The following is a 14,751-nucleotide window of genomic DNA, read 5'->3' on the forward strand; positions in this document are numbered from 1 at the left end:
ATATTAGGCAGCCGATTGCAGAAAGGCCATCCATTGACGAGCCCCGGCTGAAAGGTATTTATTATGGTGATGACAAAGACTCAGCACACGGTAGAACCGCTGCCAAGTCCGGATAACACTGAAATGACCAGCAAAGAAAGGATGTTCGATAATGAGCTTCGATGCGAAGGTCAGACCTAACTGCCGATGAACACACAGCAGAATGGCGTCGAAAGTCTCAAGTGACAGGGTCACCTTTGGCTGCGATAGCAGTGGCGCCAAATAGGTTTCAAACTGATGACGGCTGCCTGAGCCCGCCTCGCGCAGTATCCACGCGCAGTCGCGCAGTGCCGACATCGACACCGGTTCGGCCCTGGCGAGTGGATGATCTTTGGCGGCGATTATCACCATCTCATCCTGCCGCCAGGGGGTGGTGACCAAATCCTGATCCGCCATTACTCCTTCCACCAGGGCCATGTCGTATTCGAAGTGCAGCAGTTTTTGCCTAACTTCGCTGCTGTTGGCGATGCTTACCCCTGGCATCCACCCCTGCTGCTGTTTGAAACCGCTCAACAGCCCCGGCAACAGATAACTGCCGATGGTCTTGGTACAGCCAAAGGTGAAATCGCTGACCAGAACGCTGTCGTCAAACATGCGATCCACTTCAGACATCCGTTGCAGCAATTCATCAGCCACCGGCACTAAGCGACGGCCTTCGCTATTGAGGAACAGCCGGGCATGGTGGCGATCAAATAACGGCACCGCTAACCGATGCTCAATTTCGGCGATTGTCTGCGACACTGCGCCCTTGGTCATAAACAGCAAGCCCGAGGCCTGGGTCAAGCTTTGACTACGGGCAACGGTAATAAACACCTGTAACTGCTTTAGCGTCAGCTTCATTTGTTTAGCTCAACTGAACGGTAGGTTAATATTTTAAGGATATCCTAAACAATATCGCGACTCTATACTTTTCGCATCAGGTTAGGGCACTGTGCCTCACCTTAAGGATAATAATGATGCGTAATACAGTTCGACTATTACTCAAAAACGTACCGACACCAATGGCCGGTCTGGCGCTGGGTATCGCCAGCCTGGGTTGGTGCCTGGAAAACGCGCTGGCACTGTCGGGTGCGGGCCAACTGGCCGGTGCCGTCATCGCTGCCCTGCTGCTGCTGGCGCTGACGGGTAAATTCCTGCTCCATCCGACGCTGCTGTCTGAAGATCTGCGTCATGCGGTGGTCGGAAGCGTCGTGCCGACCTATGCCATGGGCTGGATGGTGGTTTCCAAGGCGCTCAGCGCTTATTGTCCGGTGGCCGGACAGATTTTGTGGCTAGCGGCGGTGGCGGTGCACCTGGTCTGCCTGGTGGTTTTTATCTGGCATCGCAGCCAGGCCTTCCGGCTGCATCATATGGTACCAAGCTGGTTTGTTCCACCGGTGGGCATTATCGTTGCTGCAGTGGCTTCGCCAGGCGGCCCGTTTAACCCTATGGCCAATCTGCTGCTGGATATCGGTATGATGTGTTATACGGTGATGCTGCCGGTGATGCTGTATCGCTTGATATTCTGTGATGAAATTGCTGACGCCGCCAAGCCCACCATCGCCATTATGGCGGCTCCGGCGAGTTTATCTCTGGCCGGTTACCTGACGGTAGTTGAACACCCTTCGCTGCTGATTTGCGCGGTATTGCTTGGCATCGCCCTGTTGATGACCGCCATTACCTATGTCGCCTTCATCCGCCTGTTGCGTCTGCCCTTCAGCCCGGGATTTGCCGCTTTTACCTTCCCGATGGCTATCGGCGCCACTGCGCTGTATAAATTGGCGCATTACCTCGGTGAATGGCCACTGGCCCAGGGCTATGCCCGCCAACTGCATCGGTTGGCTACCATAGAAGTGACCATTGCGACAGTGATCATCGGTTATGTCATCGTTCGCTACTTGATGAATTACCTGGTCCAGGTAAAACCCCCTTTGCTCCAGCAATAGCGCCCCGCTATCGCCAGTCTCGTTGGGCATGTCTCAGGCGCTTGATCCTTATCAAGCGCCTGAGACAGCGGTCAGAATTGGTCCTTTACCTGTACTGAAAAACCATGATAAACCAGTAGCCTTTTAATTTTAGAGGCAGGCGAAGATGGTTATTGGTCCTTTTGTGAACGGCGCGGCGATCCTGCTGGGTGGCGTGGCCGGCGCGCTGTTGGGCGACAGGCTTCCGATCAGGATCCGTACCGCGATGCCCCTGACGTTCGGCATCGCATCAATGGGTATGGGCGTAGTGCTTATCGTGAAAGGCGTCCATATGCCGGTCATGGTGCTGTCGATTGTTCTGGGGGCGCTGATTGGCGAGTGGTGTTATCTGGAACGCGGCATCAGCACTCTCTGTGCCCGGCTGCGAAATCTTATCGACCGTCGCCAGCCGACCGATCCTGCTGTCAAGGAAAGCCCAAAAGAGTTTATAGATCAGTATGTGGCTATCGTTGTGCTGTTCTGCGCCAGCGGCACTGGCATCTTTGGGTCGATGCATGAGGGCATGACCGGCGATGCCAGCGTGCTTGTCGCCAAATCCTTGCTCGATCTATTTACCGCCACTATTTTTGCAACGACCTTGGGCCTGGCGGTCGCCGCTATTGCGTTACCGCAGTTGTGCATCCAGTTGGCGCTGGCGTTTGGCGCCGTGATACTTTTGCCGTTAACGACGCCGGCGATGCAGGCGGATTTTTCGGCGGTCGGCGGCCTGATGATGCTGGCTACCGGATTTCGCATCTGCGGTATCAAGATGTTTCCGGTGGCGAACATGCTGCCGGCACTGCTGGTGGCGATGCCGATCTCGGCACTGTGGAGCGCGATATTCTGAATGACCATCAACGCCAGCGCCGAGCATGGCGTTCGCGGTTTTCAGTGCGGGCATGATAACGGGTACGAGAATCAACCGCTCGGGCTCATTCGCCGGCTCAACCCGCTGGCGATTGATGATCATTGGAAAAGCTAATTTGAAGCGCTTGATGGCCTGCTTTGACTAAAAGTGCAGCCGCGTCGCGGGAGACTTTATCTCCCTACCTAAAAGATGTTAAAATTGACGTAAATCAATATTGCGTGAGCGGCGGGCTATGATTATTCAGGAAAAGCGTATCATCAGGCGGATTCAGTCCGGCGGCTGTGCGATCCATTGTCAGGATTGCAGCATCAGCCAGCTATGTATTCCTTTTACGCTGAATGAGCACGAGCTTGATCAGCTTGACAATATTATTGAACGCAAAAAGCCTATCCAGAAGGGTCAGGCGCTGTTCAAGGCCGGCGATGAACTGAAATCGCTATACGCCATCCGTTCAGGCACCATAAAAAGCTACACTATCACTGAACAGGGCGACGAACAGATTACCGGTTTTCATCTGGCCGGCGATCTGGTCGGTTTTGACGCCATCGGCGGCGGCGAACATCCAAGCTTTGCCCAGGCGCTGGAAACATCAATGGTGTGTGAAATTCCGTTCGATACCCTAGACGACCTGTCGGGAAAAATGCCCAATCTGCGCCAGCAGATGATGCGGCTGATGAGCGGCGAAATCAAAGGCGACCAGGACATGATTCTGCTGCTATCCAAAAAGAATGCCGAAGAGCGGCTGGCGGCTTTTGTCTACAATTTGTCGCGCCGTTTTGCGCAGCGTGGCTTCTCACCGCGTGAATTCAGGCTGACCATGACCCGCGGCGATATCGGCAACTACCTCGGCTTGACGGTAGAAACCATCAGCCGGTTGCTGGGGCGTTTCCAGAAGAGCGGCATGCTGGCGGTAAAGGGCAAATACATCACCATAGAGAACAGCCAGGCCCTCTCTGAACTGGCTGGAACCCCCCAGAAAGCCAGCTGATATTTGGCCGGTGATATAATTTTATCATTTTATTGATCCGGCATCATTTCTCTACTGTCAGTACCTGTATCAATGAGTTACTCTTAATTTACTGTCCTGTTGCATTACAGACGTTAGGAGACTCTATGGCTAAGTATCATAAACTTCTGGTCGCGATTGACCCTAATCAGGATGATCAGCCGGCGCTGCGCCGGGCCGTGTATGTGGTGCAGCGGCTGGGGGGGACTATCAAGGCCTTCCTGCCGATATATGACTTTTCGTATGAAATGACCACCCTGCTGTCTGCTGACGAACGGACTGCCATGCGTCGCGGTGTGATCGATCAGAGAACTGCCTGGATTGAAGAACAGTGTCAGCACTATATCAACAGCGGTATCCCGATTGAAATCAAAGTGGTGTGGCATAATCGCCCGTTTGAAGCCATTATCCAGGAGATTATCGCCCATCAGCATGATCTTCTGCTGAAAACGACTCATCAGCACGATCGCCTGGAGTCGGTCATCTTTACCCCAACTGACTGGCATCTGCTGCGTAAATGCCCCTGCCCGGTATGGATGGTAAAAGACCAGGCATGGCCGCAGGGCGGTAAAGCGCTGGTTGCGGTTAACCTGTCCGGTGAGGATCCCTATCACGATCCGCTCAACATCAAGCTGGTGGAAGAAACCCTTGCCCTGGCCGAACAGATAAATCAAACCGAGGTGCATCTGGTCGGCGCTTATCCGGTCACGCCGATAAACATTGCCATTGAGTTGCCTGACTTCGATCCCAGCGTCTATAACGACGCTATCCGTGGCCAGCATCTGATCGCCATGAAATCCTTGCGCCAGAAATTCAACCTGGACCAAAAGTTTACCCACGTGGAAAAAGGCCTGCCCGAAGAAGTTATTCCGGATCTGGCGGTGCATTTGGATGCGGGCGTGGTGGTACTGGGCAGTATCGGCCGAACCGGTTTTTCTGCAGCGTTTATTGGCAATACGACTGAACTGGTGATAGACCATCTGAAATGCGATCTGCTGACCATCAAACCCGATGATTATGTCTCACCGGTAACGCTGGAAGAAGGCGATCAGTTTGAATAGTATTCATCTGCATCTCCTGGCTGGATTTCAGCCGCTACTGGCAGAGAGAAATTGAAAAGCCCGGCATACTGCCGGGCCTATTTGGGACACTGATTCTGCGCTAGATGGCTTATAGCGCCCGCAGGATAGCCTCGACACTGGCCTTGGCATCGCCGAACAGCATCTGGGTATTCTCCTTGAAGAACAGTGGGTTCTGAACACCGGCATAGCCAGTGTTCATTGAACGCTTGAACACCACTACATTCTGCGCTTTCCACACTTCAAGCACCGGCATGCCGGCAATCGGGCTGCGCGGATCCTCCTGCGCGGCCGGGTTAACGGTGTCATTGGCACCGATGACCAGCACGGTATCGGTATCGGCGAAATCGTCGTTTATTTCGTCCATTTCCAGCACGATGTCATACGGCACTTTGGCCTCCGCCAGCAGTACGTTCATGTGCCCAGGCAAACGACCGGCCACCGGATGGATACCGAAGCGCACTTTAATCCCGCGGGCCCGCAGCTTGGCGGTAATATCGTGCACCGGGTATTGTGCCTGGGCGACGGCCATGCCGTAGCCTGGAGTAATAATGACCGAACTCGATGATTTAAGCAGTTCGGCCACCTCTTCAGCGCTGGCCTCGCGATATTCGCCTGTTGCTTCCACTGCTCCGGTACTGCTGCTGTCGGTACCAAAACCGCCGGCGATCACGCTAATAAAGGAGCGATTCATCGCTTTGCACATGATATAGGACAGGATGGCGCCGGATGAACCTACCAGAGCGCCGGTGACGATCAGCAGGTCATTGCTGAGCATAAAGCCCGCTGCCGCTGCCGCCCAGCCCGAATAGGAGTTCAACATCGACACCACTACCGGCATATCCGCACCACCGATGGACGCCACCAGGTGCCAGCCGAACGCCAGGGCGATAAGCGTCATCAATACCAGCGCCAGTACCTGCAGTCCCACCGATTCGGTGCGGACAAACATCACCATCAGCAGGAAAGAAATCACCAGTGCCGCCAGATTCATGCGATGGCGATGGGGCAGCATCAGCGGCCGGGAAGATATTTTGCCGCGCAGTTTGCCAAATGCGACCAGCGAGCCGGTAAAGGTAATCGCGCCAATAAAGATGCCGAGGAAAACTTCCGTGAGATGGATATTTTCCATGACCGGATTAGTGATTTCCCCCTGATCCAGATAGCTGTTGAAACCCACCAGTACTGCCGCCAGGCCGACGAAGCTGTGCAGGATGGCGACCAGCTCAGGCATCTCAGTCATTTCAACCTTGCGGGCTAAATGAATGCCGATGCCCCCGCCGATGACCATGGCGACGATAATCCAGCCGACACTGCCGGCGTGCGGCCCGAAAATGGTGGCGATAAGCGCAATCGCCATACCGCTGACACCAAACAGATTGCCCTGCATCGACGTTTCATGTTTGGACAGTCCCGCCAGGCTGAAAATAAATAATATCGCGGCAACAATATACGCCGCCGTCACGAGTCCTTCAGACATGGGTTTACCCCTTAATTTTTACGAAACATTTTCAGCATGCGCTGAGTCACGGTGAAGCCACCAAAGATGTTGATGCTTGCGATCAACACAGCGATAAAAGAAAGGAATGATACCCAGCCGCCGTGACCAATCTGCAACAGCGCGCCGACCACGATAATGCCCGAAATGGCGTTAGTGACCGACATCAATGGCGTATGCAACGCATGACTTACGTTCCATACCACGTAATAACCCACCACGCACGCCAGGGCGAACACGGTAAAATGCGACAGGAAATCGCGCGGGGCTACGCTTGCCAGCCAGCCGAACAAAATGATGGCCAAGGCGATAAGCGCATATTTAAGGGTCGGTGATGAAGGCGCTGCTTCAGCTTTGGTCAGCGGTTGAGATGCCGGCCTGGACGCCTGAGGCTGAGCGGATACCTGAATTGGCGGCGCAGGCCAGGTCAGTTCTCCCTCTTTAATCACCGTCACGCCACGGATCACCAGATCATCGAAATCAACCACAATGTCGCCATTCTTTTCTTTGCACAGCAGTTTGAGCAAATTGACCAGGTTGGTGCCATAAAGCTGGGAAGACTGAGTGGGTAAACGACTTGGCAGGTCGGTATAGCCGATGATACGCACGCCGTTTTCGCTAATAGTCACTTTATCGGCGACCGTAAGTTCGCAGTTACCGCCGTTCTGCGCCGCCAGATCTACAATCACACTGCCGGGTTTCATGCTGGCGACCATCTCTTTGGTAATCAGCTTGGGTGCGGGCTTGCCAGGAATCAGCGCGGTGGTAACGATGATATCGACCTCTTCCGCCTGGGCCTGGAACAGCGCCATTTCTGCTTTGATAAAAGCCTCGGACATCACTTTGGCATAACCATCGCCGCTGCCGGCCTCTTCCTGGAAGTCCAGTTCAAGGAATTCGGCTCCCATGCTTTGTACCTGTTCTTTGACTTCCGGGCGAGTATCAAACGCCCTGACGATAGCGCCAAGGCTGCCTGCCGCACCGATAGCGGCAAGCCCCGCTACGCCGGCGCCGATAATCATGACCTTGGCGGGCGGAACCTTACCGGCTGCGGTGATTTGTCCAGTGAAGAACCGACCGAACTCGTGGGCGGCTTCGACAATGGCCCGATAGCCGGCGATATTGGCCATCGAGCTCAGGGCATCAAGGGACTGTGCGCGGGAAATGCGCGGTACGGAGTCCATTGCCATGACGGTAATATTGCGGGCGGCCAACTTCTCCAGCAACTGAGGATTCTGTGCCGGCCAGATAAAGCTGACCAGGGTGCTGCCACTTCGGGTCTGGGCAATCTCTTCATCAGTGGGTGCATTGACCTTAAGCATGATGTCTGACTGCCAGACATCGATAGCGTCAGTTATCGACGCTCCGACCGCACGATAAGCGGCATCCTCGAAACTGGCCAGCTTACCCGCGCCGCCTTCAATCGCCACGGTGAAACCCAGTTTGAGCAACTGCTCAACGGTTTTCGGCGTGGCGGCAACGCGAGCCTCATTGGCCAGGCGTTCTTTTGGTATACCAATACGCATAGCATTCCCTTTTTTAACTGTTTTTTTTGATAATGACCGTCATCCTGACCCAACTGACAATTTGTCACTGCAGCCGACGCCGGGCAACCGGGCAAAAGCCATAACATAACCTACTTAAAATAAAATCTTGGGTCTATATCAGAGTAGGGATAAATCCCTTTAACGTTTAAAAAAATGCCTCAATTTCCCTGACTTACCCATCTAATGGAAGTAGCGCATTAAAATGCAGAGACACTTCGCATTATTACATGCCATAATCTGCGCCTAATCTGTTATACATCAACAGTTCAGCATGTTTTGCGTGAAAGCGTATGTCGAAAGGATTTTTTATGAAGCTGAAGAACACATTATTGGCATCTGCGTTATTGACTTTGACCACGTTATCAGCGCAGGCCGCTCAGGAGTTGACGCCCGAAAAGGCCGCCAGCCTCAAGCCCTTTGATCGCATCAATATTACTGGCCGCTTCAATGCAATCAGCGATGCCGCCGCCGCCGTTTCCCGCCGCGCCGACACCTTGGGCGCCGATGCTTTCTATATCCAGGCTATCAATGATAACTCCAATCATAGCGGCAACTGGCGTGTCACTGCTGATCTGTTCCATAATAACGCAGAGCCGGCTGCTACTGCCCCGCAGTACCGGGTAATCAATGGCGTCAAAGAACTGCCGCGTGAAGAAGCCAACCTGCTTGAACCTTACGATACCGTAACGGTTCGCGGATTTTATCGCAGCCAGCCTGAAGTGAATGACGCAATTACCAAAGCAGCGCGCGCCAAAGGCGCTGACTCTTTCTATATCGTGCGCCAGATTGATACCAACCAGGGTGGAAATCAGCAGGCGACGGCCTATGTCTATAAAGCCGATGCGCCGAAACGCGTGGTGCAGAGCCCGAACGTGATTCCGAGGGATTCCGAAGCCGGCAAAGCGGCCCTGGCCGCCGGCGGTGCTGCAGCGGCCAATGTTGAAATACCGGGTGTCGCCTCCTCGGGTTCACCAAGCCGCGAAGTGGGACGCTTCTTTGAGACACAGTCGTCTACCGGCAAGCGCTACACCGTCACCCTGCCGGATGGCAATCAGATCCAGGAAGTCAATAAGGTGGCCGCCGCCCAGATGGTGCCTTTCGACTCGGTCACCTTTACCGGCCACTACAATAGTATTACCGACATTTCCCATGAAGTTGCTCGTCGGGGTGCCAAGAAAGGCGCCAAATACTACCATATCACCCGTCAGTGGCAGCAGAATGCCAGCGGTGGCAACATATCGGTATCCGCCGACCTGTTTAAGTAACACGCTGCAGGCCGTATCGTGCATGTTCGCCGCCCGATACGGCATCTCACTTTCCCCGCCGTTTCAACCAGAATTCTCCTCCATGTCATGCTGATGGCTGGCCAGGTGGCCCGCAGACTCAGCCATCGCTAAAAACGCCGCACACGGGTGAATGCCTGCAGACCAGAAATGCAATGGCCGCAGGCTATTGACGGATATATGGTTGCATTCCCGGTGACAGGTTATCAGGGCAGAGTGGCGATGGTCGCCGAGTGCTTCTCAGACGATGTCTGCTGCAGGCAGACGGTCAGGGTCTCATTCGACTGGGTCAGTTGCAGGGTGCCGTCGAATTCGTTTTTGATTGCCGCCAACTGCTGCTGTTCAAGGGCGTAAGGCAGGCAGATATCGAAAAGCCGAATGTGTTTCTGCATCGCCAGCGTTATCAGGCGGATGATATTGGTTTCATCATTTACCTGAGTGGAAAGAACCTGTAATGCCAGCGCATCAAGCTGGTCTTGGGATATCTGTGGAGTCACCGAAGCAGAACGGGTGACAATCCCGAAAATCGGCAGTACGCCATAAATGGCATCTATAAATCCCCAGCGTTTTTTACAACTGGCTGACAGATAGCTAGTGTAATCAAAGCAAAGTCTTTTGCCCTGAGTGACAGCCCTGCATTGACGCTCGCTCATCTGACCTGTCCTTCCCTTACGATATGAAAATGGCAGCTGCGCTAACTGTAAATCGGCAGATACTATAACATATTGCCCACCCTTAAAGCCTTCTCAACGGCCGTTTTGCGACCTGGATTACTTTACCAGGTGTTTCAGTAAAGGCGGGGGCGTTAACAATCTTTGCTGCGGCTCACTTTTATCCGATAGCGTAAACCGATAGCTGCGGCTATGCTTTCAGCGTTTTCAGCCGCTAAGGGCACAAGCTCGAATGAACAAGATTGTATATGTTGAGGACGACGCAGAGGTCGGCTCCCTGATTGCCGGCTGGTTGGGTAAGCATGACTTCGACGTGATAGTGGAGCCGCGCGGCGATTGCGCCCAGGCGGTCATCGCCGAGCAGAGGCCTGATCTGGTGTTGCTCGATATCCTGCTGCCTGGAAAGGATGGAATGTCACTGTGCCGGGATCTCAGGCCCGGATATACTGGCCCCATAGTTTTGCTGACCTCGCTGGACAGCGATATGAATCACGTTCTGGCGCTGGAAATGGGCGCCAACGACTATATCCTTAAAACCACACCACCGCCGGTGCTACTGGCGCGTGTACGCCTGCATCTCAGACAGGGAACCTCAGCGCCCAGTCCCCGAGAGCCCTCATCATCGCCCTCCTCCGGCAGCCTGCTGCATTTTGGTCGGCTGAGCATCGATTTATTTAACCGTGAAGTGACATTAGGTGAAGAAGTCATCACCTTGTCGACAGCGGATTTCGATTTATTGTGGCAACTGGCAACCCATGCCGGACATACCATGGACCGTGAAGTTCTACTAAAAGCACTGCGCGGGGTCAGCTACGACGGAATGGACAGAAGTATCGATGTCGCTATTTCCCGTCTGCGTAAAAAACTGTATGACAATGCTTTGGAACCGTTCCGAATTAAAACAGTGCGTAACAAGGGTTACCTGCTGGCGCCTAATGCCTGGGAGCGCGTGCATCGATGAGAAAGCTGTTTATTCAGTTCTATCTGCTGCTGTTTGTCTGCTTCCTGGTGATGACCTTGCTGGTCGGCCTGGTTTACAAGGTCACCGCCGAACGTGCCGGCAGGAAATCGATGGATGACCTGATGAAAAGCTCACTGTATCTGATGCGCAGTGAATTACGTGAGATTCCGCCCCGAGACTGGAACAACACCATCAACAAGCTGGATCTCAACTTGTCGTTCAAAATGCATATTGAGCCGTTGCGGAAATATCATCTGGACGCTGAAACTGACCGGCGCCTGCGAATGGGTGAAATTGTGGCTCTTGATGATCAGTACAGTTTCATCCAGCGAATACCGAGAAGCAATTATGTACTGGCGGTAGGTCCGATACCCTACCTGTTTTTCATTCATGAGATGCGGCTGCTTGATCTGGCGCTGTTGGTGCTGATCGGCCTTTCTCTGGCATTCCCGGTATTTATCTGGATGAGGCCCCACTGGAAAGACATGCTCAAACTGGAGGTGGCCGCCCAGCGGCTCGGTGCCGGAAATCTTGATGAACGTACGGATTTTGAACCCTCATCAAGCCTCAACCGATTGGGGGTGGCTTTCAATCAGATGGCCGACAGCGTCAGCGCCCTGCTGGCGAGCAAAAAACAACTTATCGACGGGATTGCCCACGAATTGCGCACCCCGCTGGTCAGATTGCGCTACCGGCTGGCAATGAGTGATGGGCTGAATAGCGCAGAACAGCAAAAACTCAACCATGATATCAGCCAGTTGGAAGGTCTTATCGATGAGCTGCTGACGTTTGCCCGCCTTGACCGGCCCCAGGTGGTGCTTAACCTTACCGCCATCGATATGCCGCTGTGGGTCGGGGACAAACTGCGCGATATCAGGCTTATCCACCCGCAAAAAAAGATCGAGGCCAATTTATCCGCAGGTGGTGACTATGGCCTTATCGATAGCAGATTAATTGAACGGGTATTGGATAATCTGGTTAATAATGCCCTGCGCTACTGCCATGCAACGATCCAGGTCAGCCTCGGCAGGCAAGAGGGCAATGGCTATATTCAGGTCGACGACGATGGTCCCGGCATCCCGGTTGAACAGCGTCAGCGTATTTTCGAACCCTTTGTGCGCCTAGACCCCAGCCGCGATCGCGCCACCGGCGGCTGCGGCCTGGGCCTGGCCATTGTTGATTCCATTGCCCAAGCCTGCCAGGGTCGGGTGACCGCCGATGCCAGCCCTCTGGGTGGCGCCCGCCTCACTTTTCGTTGGCCGATACAAAGCCGGGGTGAGTAGCTTGATGGCGATGATGAGGGCCAGGTATGGCTGGAGAAGTTTATTGCATGTTGTAACTAATGGCAATAACGGCAACGCTGTACATTCGGTTACACGCCGATACCAATCACTCACGGACAGTACCATAGGAAATCACTATTCTCCTTTCACCGGCTCCACTTTGGGGTTGATATCAAAACTGAATTGCTGAGGATATGACGATGAAAAAAGTATTTGCACTGATTGTTGCCGGCACCATGGGTCTGACCAGCGCCGCTTTCGCTGCCGAAACCACCACCGCAGCACCTGCAGCGGCCAAAACCGCACCGGCCAAAACAACTCACCACAAAAAGCATCTTGTGAAAAAAGCAGCACCGGCGCAAACGGCTCAGGCAGCTAAAAAACACGTCAAGAAAGTACATAAGAAAGCCGCCCCTGCGGCTGCCGCCACGCCTGCAGCCTAAGTAATATCCAGTCATTCTTCGGCGATGCCGTCGCTGATATGCTGCTGAATCACTGAAGATTACGATAACGGGTTGCGCCTGTAACGACGCTTCACTGGCAACTGCGACATCGGGATGAACCCGATGTCGTTTTTTTTAAGGTCCGGGTTATGCTGCGCGGTTACTTATTTGAAATCATCCTGGGGTTATTGATTGTCAGCGCGCTGATATGCGCGAGTTTTTATCTCTAGCCTGCCGACGCCACACAGGGGAACAGCGGTTATCCTGCCGGATTGGCACAACGTTGCAGCCGCAGCAGGGTATGACTCCGGCGCCAATAGCCGGCTGAAACGCAACGTTTTTTCGCCCTGCCAATGTTATTTCAGCTATATTAACAGCATCCGATTCCCGGTAGACACTGGTCATCCTGATAAGGCTGCGTTTTATGCGTATTTTACTGCTCGTGATGTTGTCCTGGCTGTGTTTACCCTTGACTACCCTCCCCCGCGCGGCGACGCTCAGTGACGATCAGCAAAGATTGTTTTTCGGTTACGACCAGCGCCAGGCGGTGACCGATGGACAAGCATGGCCCTGGCAGGCAATTGGCCAAATTGAAACCGCCAGCGGCAACCTGTGTACCGCAACCCTGATCTCACCCCATCTGGCGCTGACGGCTGGGCATTGCGTGCTGACACCGCCGGGAAATATCGACCAGGCGGTGATGCTGCGTTTTGTGGCTGAAAACAGCGCCTGGCGCTATCAGACCAGCGCTATTCAGACACTGGTGGACCGTGCGCTGGGCCATCGCCTGAAACCTTCCGGCGAAGGATGGGTGGTGCCGGCGGATGCGGCCCCGTACGATTTTGCGTTGATAAAGCTCAACTCTGCTTTTACCGACATCAAACCGCTGCCCCTGTGGCAGGGTGACCAGGCGGAATTAAGCATACAGCTCAAACAGGCGTCCAGAAGAGTTACCCAGGCGGGTTATCCGGAAGATCACCTGCTGCAGCTCTACCGGCACCAGAACTGTCAAATCACCGGTTGGGCGCAAAAAGGCGTACTGTCCCACCGCTGTAATACCCTGCCGGGCGACAGTGGTTCGCCATTGATGCTCTTTACCATGACCGGCTGGCGCCTTATCGCCATCCAGAGTTCCGCGCCGTTGCCCAAAGATCGCTATCGGGCAGACAATCGGGCGTTAGCGGTAACCGGGATACATGACGCGTTACTGACCCTTGCCAATGGCGTACCGGCGACAGACAATGGCGACAAATGAGAGTGCTGCGGTATCTTGGGTGGCTGGTGCGCCAGGCGGGAATTTGGTGAACCCGAGTGTATTCCCCGGTAGTTGATGCAGTCTAACTTGATTCAGGGAGTGGATGGGTGAATCGCTTTTCGTTGGGGGTAACGGTGTTGTTGGCCAGCGCATATCAGGCTGAGGCCGGGGACTTTGTGAATTTTCAGTCATTTGATACCAGTCTTTACCTGCAGAATGAAAATCGGGTAGACCCGCAAAAGACCCTTTCACCTATTGTCGAGGCATTTGGTGATTACAGCATCGGCGATATGTATGTCTACAGTATTTGGCAGAATTCGCTGCAAAGTGCTTATCAGGGCGATAACAGCACCTATTATTACAAAATCGTTCCCCGCCTTAGCTATAGCAAAATTACCGGTCAGGATATCTCCTATGGTTGGTTCAAGGATCTGACCTTCGCCCAGTGGATAGCCAGGACCAAAGGGGCGGACTATGACTATTTCGCCGGTATTGGGCTGGACTGGCAGACCGGCTGGATAAGCTGGCTGCGGACCCTATTCTATTACGAATATAACCCATCCAAAGGATGGAATGACCAGCGTCTGCATATTGATTATGGCGTGCCCTTCAGCCTCGGCGAAAATGATTTTCGCGTGGTCGGCACCTTTGATTATACTTTCGGACTGCATGGTCAGACCCAAACCATCGATTTCAAACCCGAGCTACACTATGACCTGGGAAAAAAATGGGGTAACCTGCCGGGGCATCTGTGGACAGGTATCGTTCTCAACCCAATTAAAAACAAATATAAAATCAAGGACAGCCCCTATTTTGCCACTAATCAATTCAGTTATGGTGTATTTATCCGCTACAGTTTTTTCTGATGCCGAATC

The 14,751-nt window shown here is 53.7% G+C and carries 16 protein-coding genes; 12 read left to right on the forward strand and 4 right to left on the reverse strand.

The annotated features are described in order from the left end of the window. Nucleotides 1–3: 3 nt before the first annotated feature. Nucleotides 4–879, reverse strand: coding sequence for a LysR substrate-binding domain-containing protein (locus EDC52_RS00810; RefSeq protein WP_131863368.1), 876 nt, complete (start codon nt 877–879; stop codon nt 4–6). Nucleotides 880–992: 113 nt separating this feature from the next. Here EDC52_RS00810 and EDC52_RS00815 point away from each other — a divergent pair, with 113 nt between their 5' ends. From EDC52_RS00815 to uspE, 5 genes are all read left to right on the forward strand, one after another. Further along, a complete protein-coding gene (locus tag EDC52_RS00815) occupies nt 993–1,964 on the forward strand; it encodes a TDT family transporter (RefSeq protein ID WP_329955537.1) in 972 nt (323 codons plus the stop codon). 145 nt (nt 1,965–2,109) lie between these two features. After that, nucleotides 2,110–2,829, forward strand: coding sequence for a DUF554 domain-containing protein (locus EDC52_RS00820; RefSeq protein WP_131863369.1), 720 nt, complete (start codon nt 2,110–2,112; stop codon nt 2,827–2,829). Next, nucleotides 2,830–2,964 carry a hypothetical protein gene (locus tag EDC52_RS20205; RefSeq protein WP_268990301.1) on the forward strand — a complete coding sequence of 45 codons (135 nt, stop codon included), beginning with the start codon at nt 2,830–2,832 and terminating at the stop codon, nt 2,962–2,964. Between the two features lie 121 nt (nt 2,965–3,085). Then, nucleotides 3,086–3,838, forward strand: a complete 753-nt coding sequence (gene fnr, locus EDC52_RS00825) for a fumarate/nitrate reduction transcriptional regulator Fnr (protein WP_131864064.1) — start codon at nt 3,086–3,088, stop codon at nt 3,836–3,838. 125 nt (nt 3,839–3,963) lie between these two features. Then, nucleotides 3,964–4,917: a universal stress protein UspE gene (uspE, locus tag EDC52_RS00830; RefSeq protein WP_131863370.1), complete on the forward strand. Its 954-nt coding sequence runs from the start codon at nt 3,964–3,966 to the stop codon at nt 4,915–4,917. 109 nt (nt 4,918–5,026) lie between these two features. On the opposite strand, the gene pntB is transcribed toward uspE, so the two are convergent. Together pntB and pntA are read right to left on the reverse strand one after the other, a co-directional pair. Further along, nucleotides 5,027–6,415 carry a Re/Si-specific NAD(P)(+) transhydrogenase subunit beta gene (pntB, locus tag EDC52_RS00835; protein ID WP_131863371.1) on the reverse strand — a complete coding sequence of 463 codons (1,389 nt, stop codon included), beginning with the start codon at nt 6,413–6,415 and terminating at the stop codon, nt 5,027–5,029. 11 nt (nt 6,416–6,426) lie between these two features. Beyond that, nucleotides 6,427–7,959 (reverse strand): Re/Si-specific NAD(P)(+) transhydrogenase subunit alpha, encoded by a 1,533-nt coding sequence (gene pntA / locus EDC52_RS00840; RefSeq protein ID WP_131863372.1) that lies wholly within the window; start codon nt 7,957–7,959, stop codon nt 6,427–6,429. Nucleotides 7,960–8,288: 329 nt separating this feature from the next. Here pntA and ydgH point away from each other — a divergent pair, with 329 nt between their 5' ends. Beyond that, complete coding sequence (gene ydgH, locus EDC52_RS00845) at nt 8,289–9,245, forward strand: DUF1471 family protein YdgH (protein WP_131863373.1); 957 nt, start codon at nt 8,289–8,291, stop codon at nt 9,243–9,245. Between the two features lie 224 nt (nt 9,246–9,469). Here ydgH and EDC52_RS00850 read toward each other — a convergent pair whose 3' ends face one another. Beyond that, complete coding sequence (locus EDC52_RS00850; protein ID WP_131863374.1) at nt 9,470–9,916, reverse strand: hypothetical protein; 447 nt, start codon at nt 9,914–9,916, stop codon at nt 9,470–9,472. 250 nt (nt 9,917–10,166) lie between these two features. On the opposite strand from EDC52_RS00850, the gene rstA reads away from it, so the two are divergent. The 6 genes from rstA (at nt 10,167) to EDC52_RS00875 (ending at nt 14,742) form a co-directional block, all read left to right on the forward strand. Then, nucleotides 10,167–10,895, forward strand: a complete 729-nt coding sequence (rstA, locus tag EDC52_RS00855; protein ID WP_131863375.1) for a two-component system response regulator RstA — start codon at nt 10,167–10,169, stop codon at nt 10,893–10,895. Then, a complete protein-coding gene (gene rstB, locus EDC52_RS00860; protein WP_131863376.1) occupies nt 10,892–12,178 on the forward strand; it encodes a two-component system sensor histidine kinase RstB in 1,287 nt (428 codons plus the stop codon). Before rstA ends, rstB begins: the two co-directional genes overlap by 4 nt. 200 nt (nt 12,179–12,378) lie before the next feature. Continuing rightward, on the forward strand, nt 12,379–12,621 hold the full coding sequence (gene asr / locus EDC52_RS00865; protein WP_131863377.1) for an acid resistance repetitive basic protein Asr: 243 nt from the start codon (nt 12,379–12,381) through the stop codon (nt 12,619–12,621). A 149-nt stretch (nt 12,622–12,770) separates the two neighbouring features. Continuing rightward, nucleotides 12,771–12,851 (forward strand): small membrane protein YdgU, encoded by an 81-nt coding sequence (ydgU, locus tag EDC52_RS20505; RefSeq protein ID WP_456236572.1) that lies wholly within the window; start codon nt 12,771–12,773, stop codon nt 12,849–12,851. A gap of 194 nt (nt 12,852–13,045) precedes the next feature. Further along, nucleotides 13,046–13,876, forward strand: a complete 831-nt coding sequence (locus EDC52_RS00870) for a trypsin-like serine peptidase (RefSeq protein ID WP_131863378.1) — start codon at nt 13,046–13,048, stop codon at nt 13,874–13,876. 107 nt (nt 13,877–13,983) lie between these two features. Next, the gene (locus EDC52_RS00875; protein ID WP_131863379.1) at nt 13,984–14,742 is read left to right on the forward strand and encodes an outer membrane protein OmpK; all 759 of its coding nucleotides are present in this window, start codon (nt 13,984–13,986) and stop codon (nt 14,740–14,742) included. Nucleotides 14,743–14,751: the final 9 nt, after the last annotated feature.

Source organism: Biostraticola tofi (assembly GCF_004343195.1).
GTDB lineage: Bacteria > Pseudomonadota > Gammaproteobacteria > Enterobacterales > Enterobacteriaceae > Biostraticola > Biostraticola tofi.

Excerpts from the sequence above, each read along its gene's own strand:
- EDC52_RS00810 (WP_131863368.1), bottom strand. The coding sequence starts at position 879 with ATGAAGCTGACGCTAAAGCAGTTACAGGTGTTTATTACCGTTGCCCGT.
- EDC52_RS00815 (WP_329955537.1), top strand. The coding sequence starts at position 993 with ATGATGCGTAATACAGTTCGACTATTACTCAAAAACGTACCGACACCA.
- EDC52_RS00820 (WP_131863369.1), top strand. The coding sequence starts at position 2,110 with ATGGTTATTGGTCCTTTTGTGAACGGCGCGGCGATCCTGCTGGGTGGC.
- EDC52_RS20205 (WP_268990301.1), top strand. The coding sequence starts at position 2,830 with ATGACCATCAACGCCAGCGCCGAGCATGGCGTTCGCGGTTTTCAGTGC.
- uspE (WP_131863370.1), top strand. The coding sequence starts at position 3,964 with ATGGCTAAGTATCATAAACTTCTGGTCGCGATTGACCCTAATCAGGAT.
- pntB (WP_131863371.1), bottom strand. The coding sequence starts at position 6,415 with ATGTCTGAAGGACTCGTGACGGCGGCGTATATTGTTGCCGCGATATTA.
- pntA (WP_131863372.1), bottom strand. The coding sequence starts at position 7,959 with ATGCGTATTGGTATACCAAAAGAACGCCTGGCCAATGAGGCTCGCGTT.
- ydgH (WP_131863373.1), top strand. The coding sequence starts at position 8,289 with ATGAAGCTGAAGAACACATTATTGGCATCTGCGTTATTGACTTTGACC.
- EDC52_RS00850 (WP_131863374.1), bottom strand. The coding sequence starts at position 9,916 with ATGAGCGAGCGTCAATGCAGGGCTGTCACTCAGGGCAAAAGACTTTGC.
- rstA (WP_131863375.1), top strand. The coding sequence starts at position 10,167 with ATGAACAAGATTGTATATGTTGAGGACGACGCAGAGGTCGGCTCCCTG.
- rstB (WP_131863376.1), top strand. The coding sequence starts at position 10,892 with ATGAGAAAGCTGTTTATTCAGTTCTATCTGCTGCTGTTTGTCTGCTTC.
- asr (WP_131863377.1), top strand. The coding sequence starts at position 12,379 with ATGAAAAAAGTATTTGCACTGATTGTTGCCGGCACCATGGGTCTGACC.
- ydgU (WP_456236572.1), top strand. The coding sequence starts at position 12,771 with ATGCTGCGCGGTTACTTATTTGAAATCATCCTGGGGTTATTGATTGTC.
- EDC52_RS00870 (WP_131863378.1), top strand. The coding sequence starts at position 13,046 with ATGCGTATTTTACTGCTCGTGATGTTGTCCTGGCTGTGTTTACCCTTG.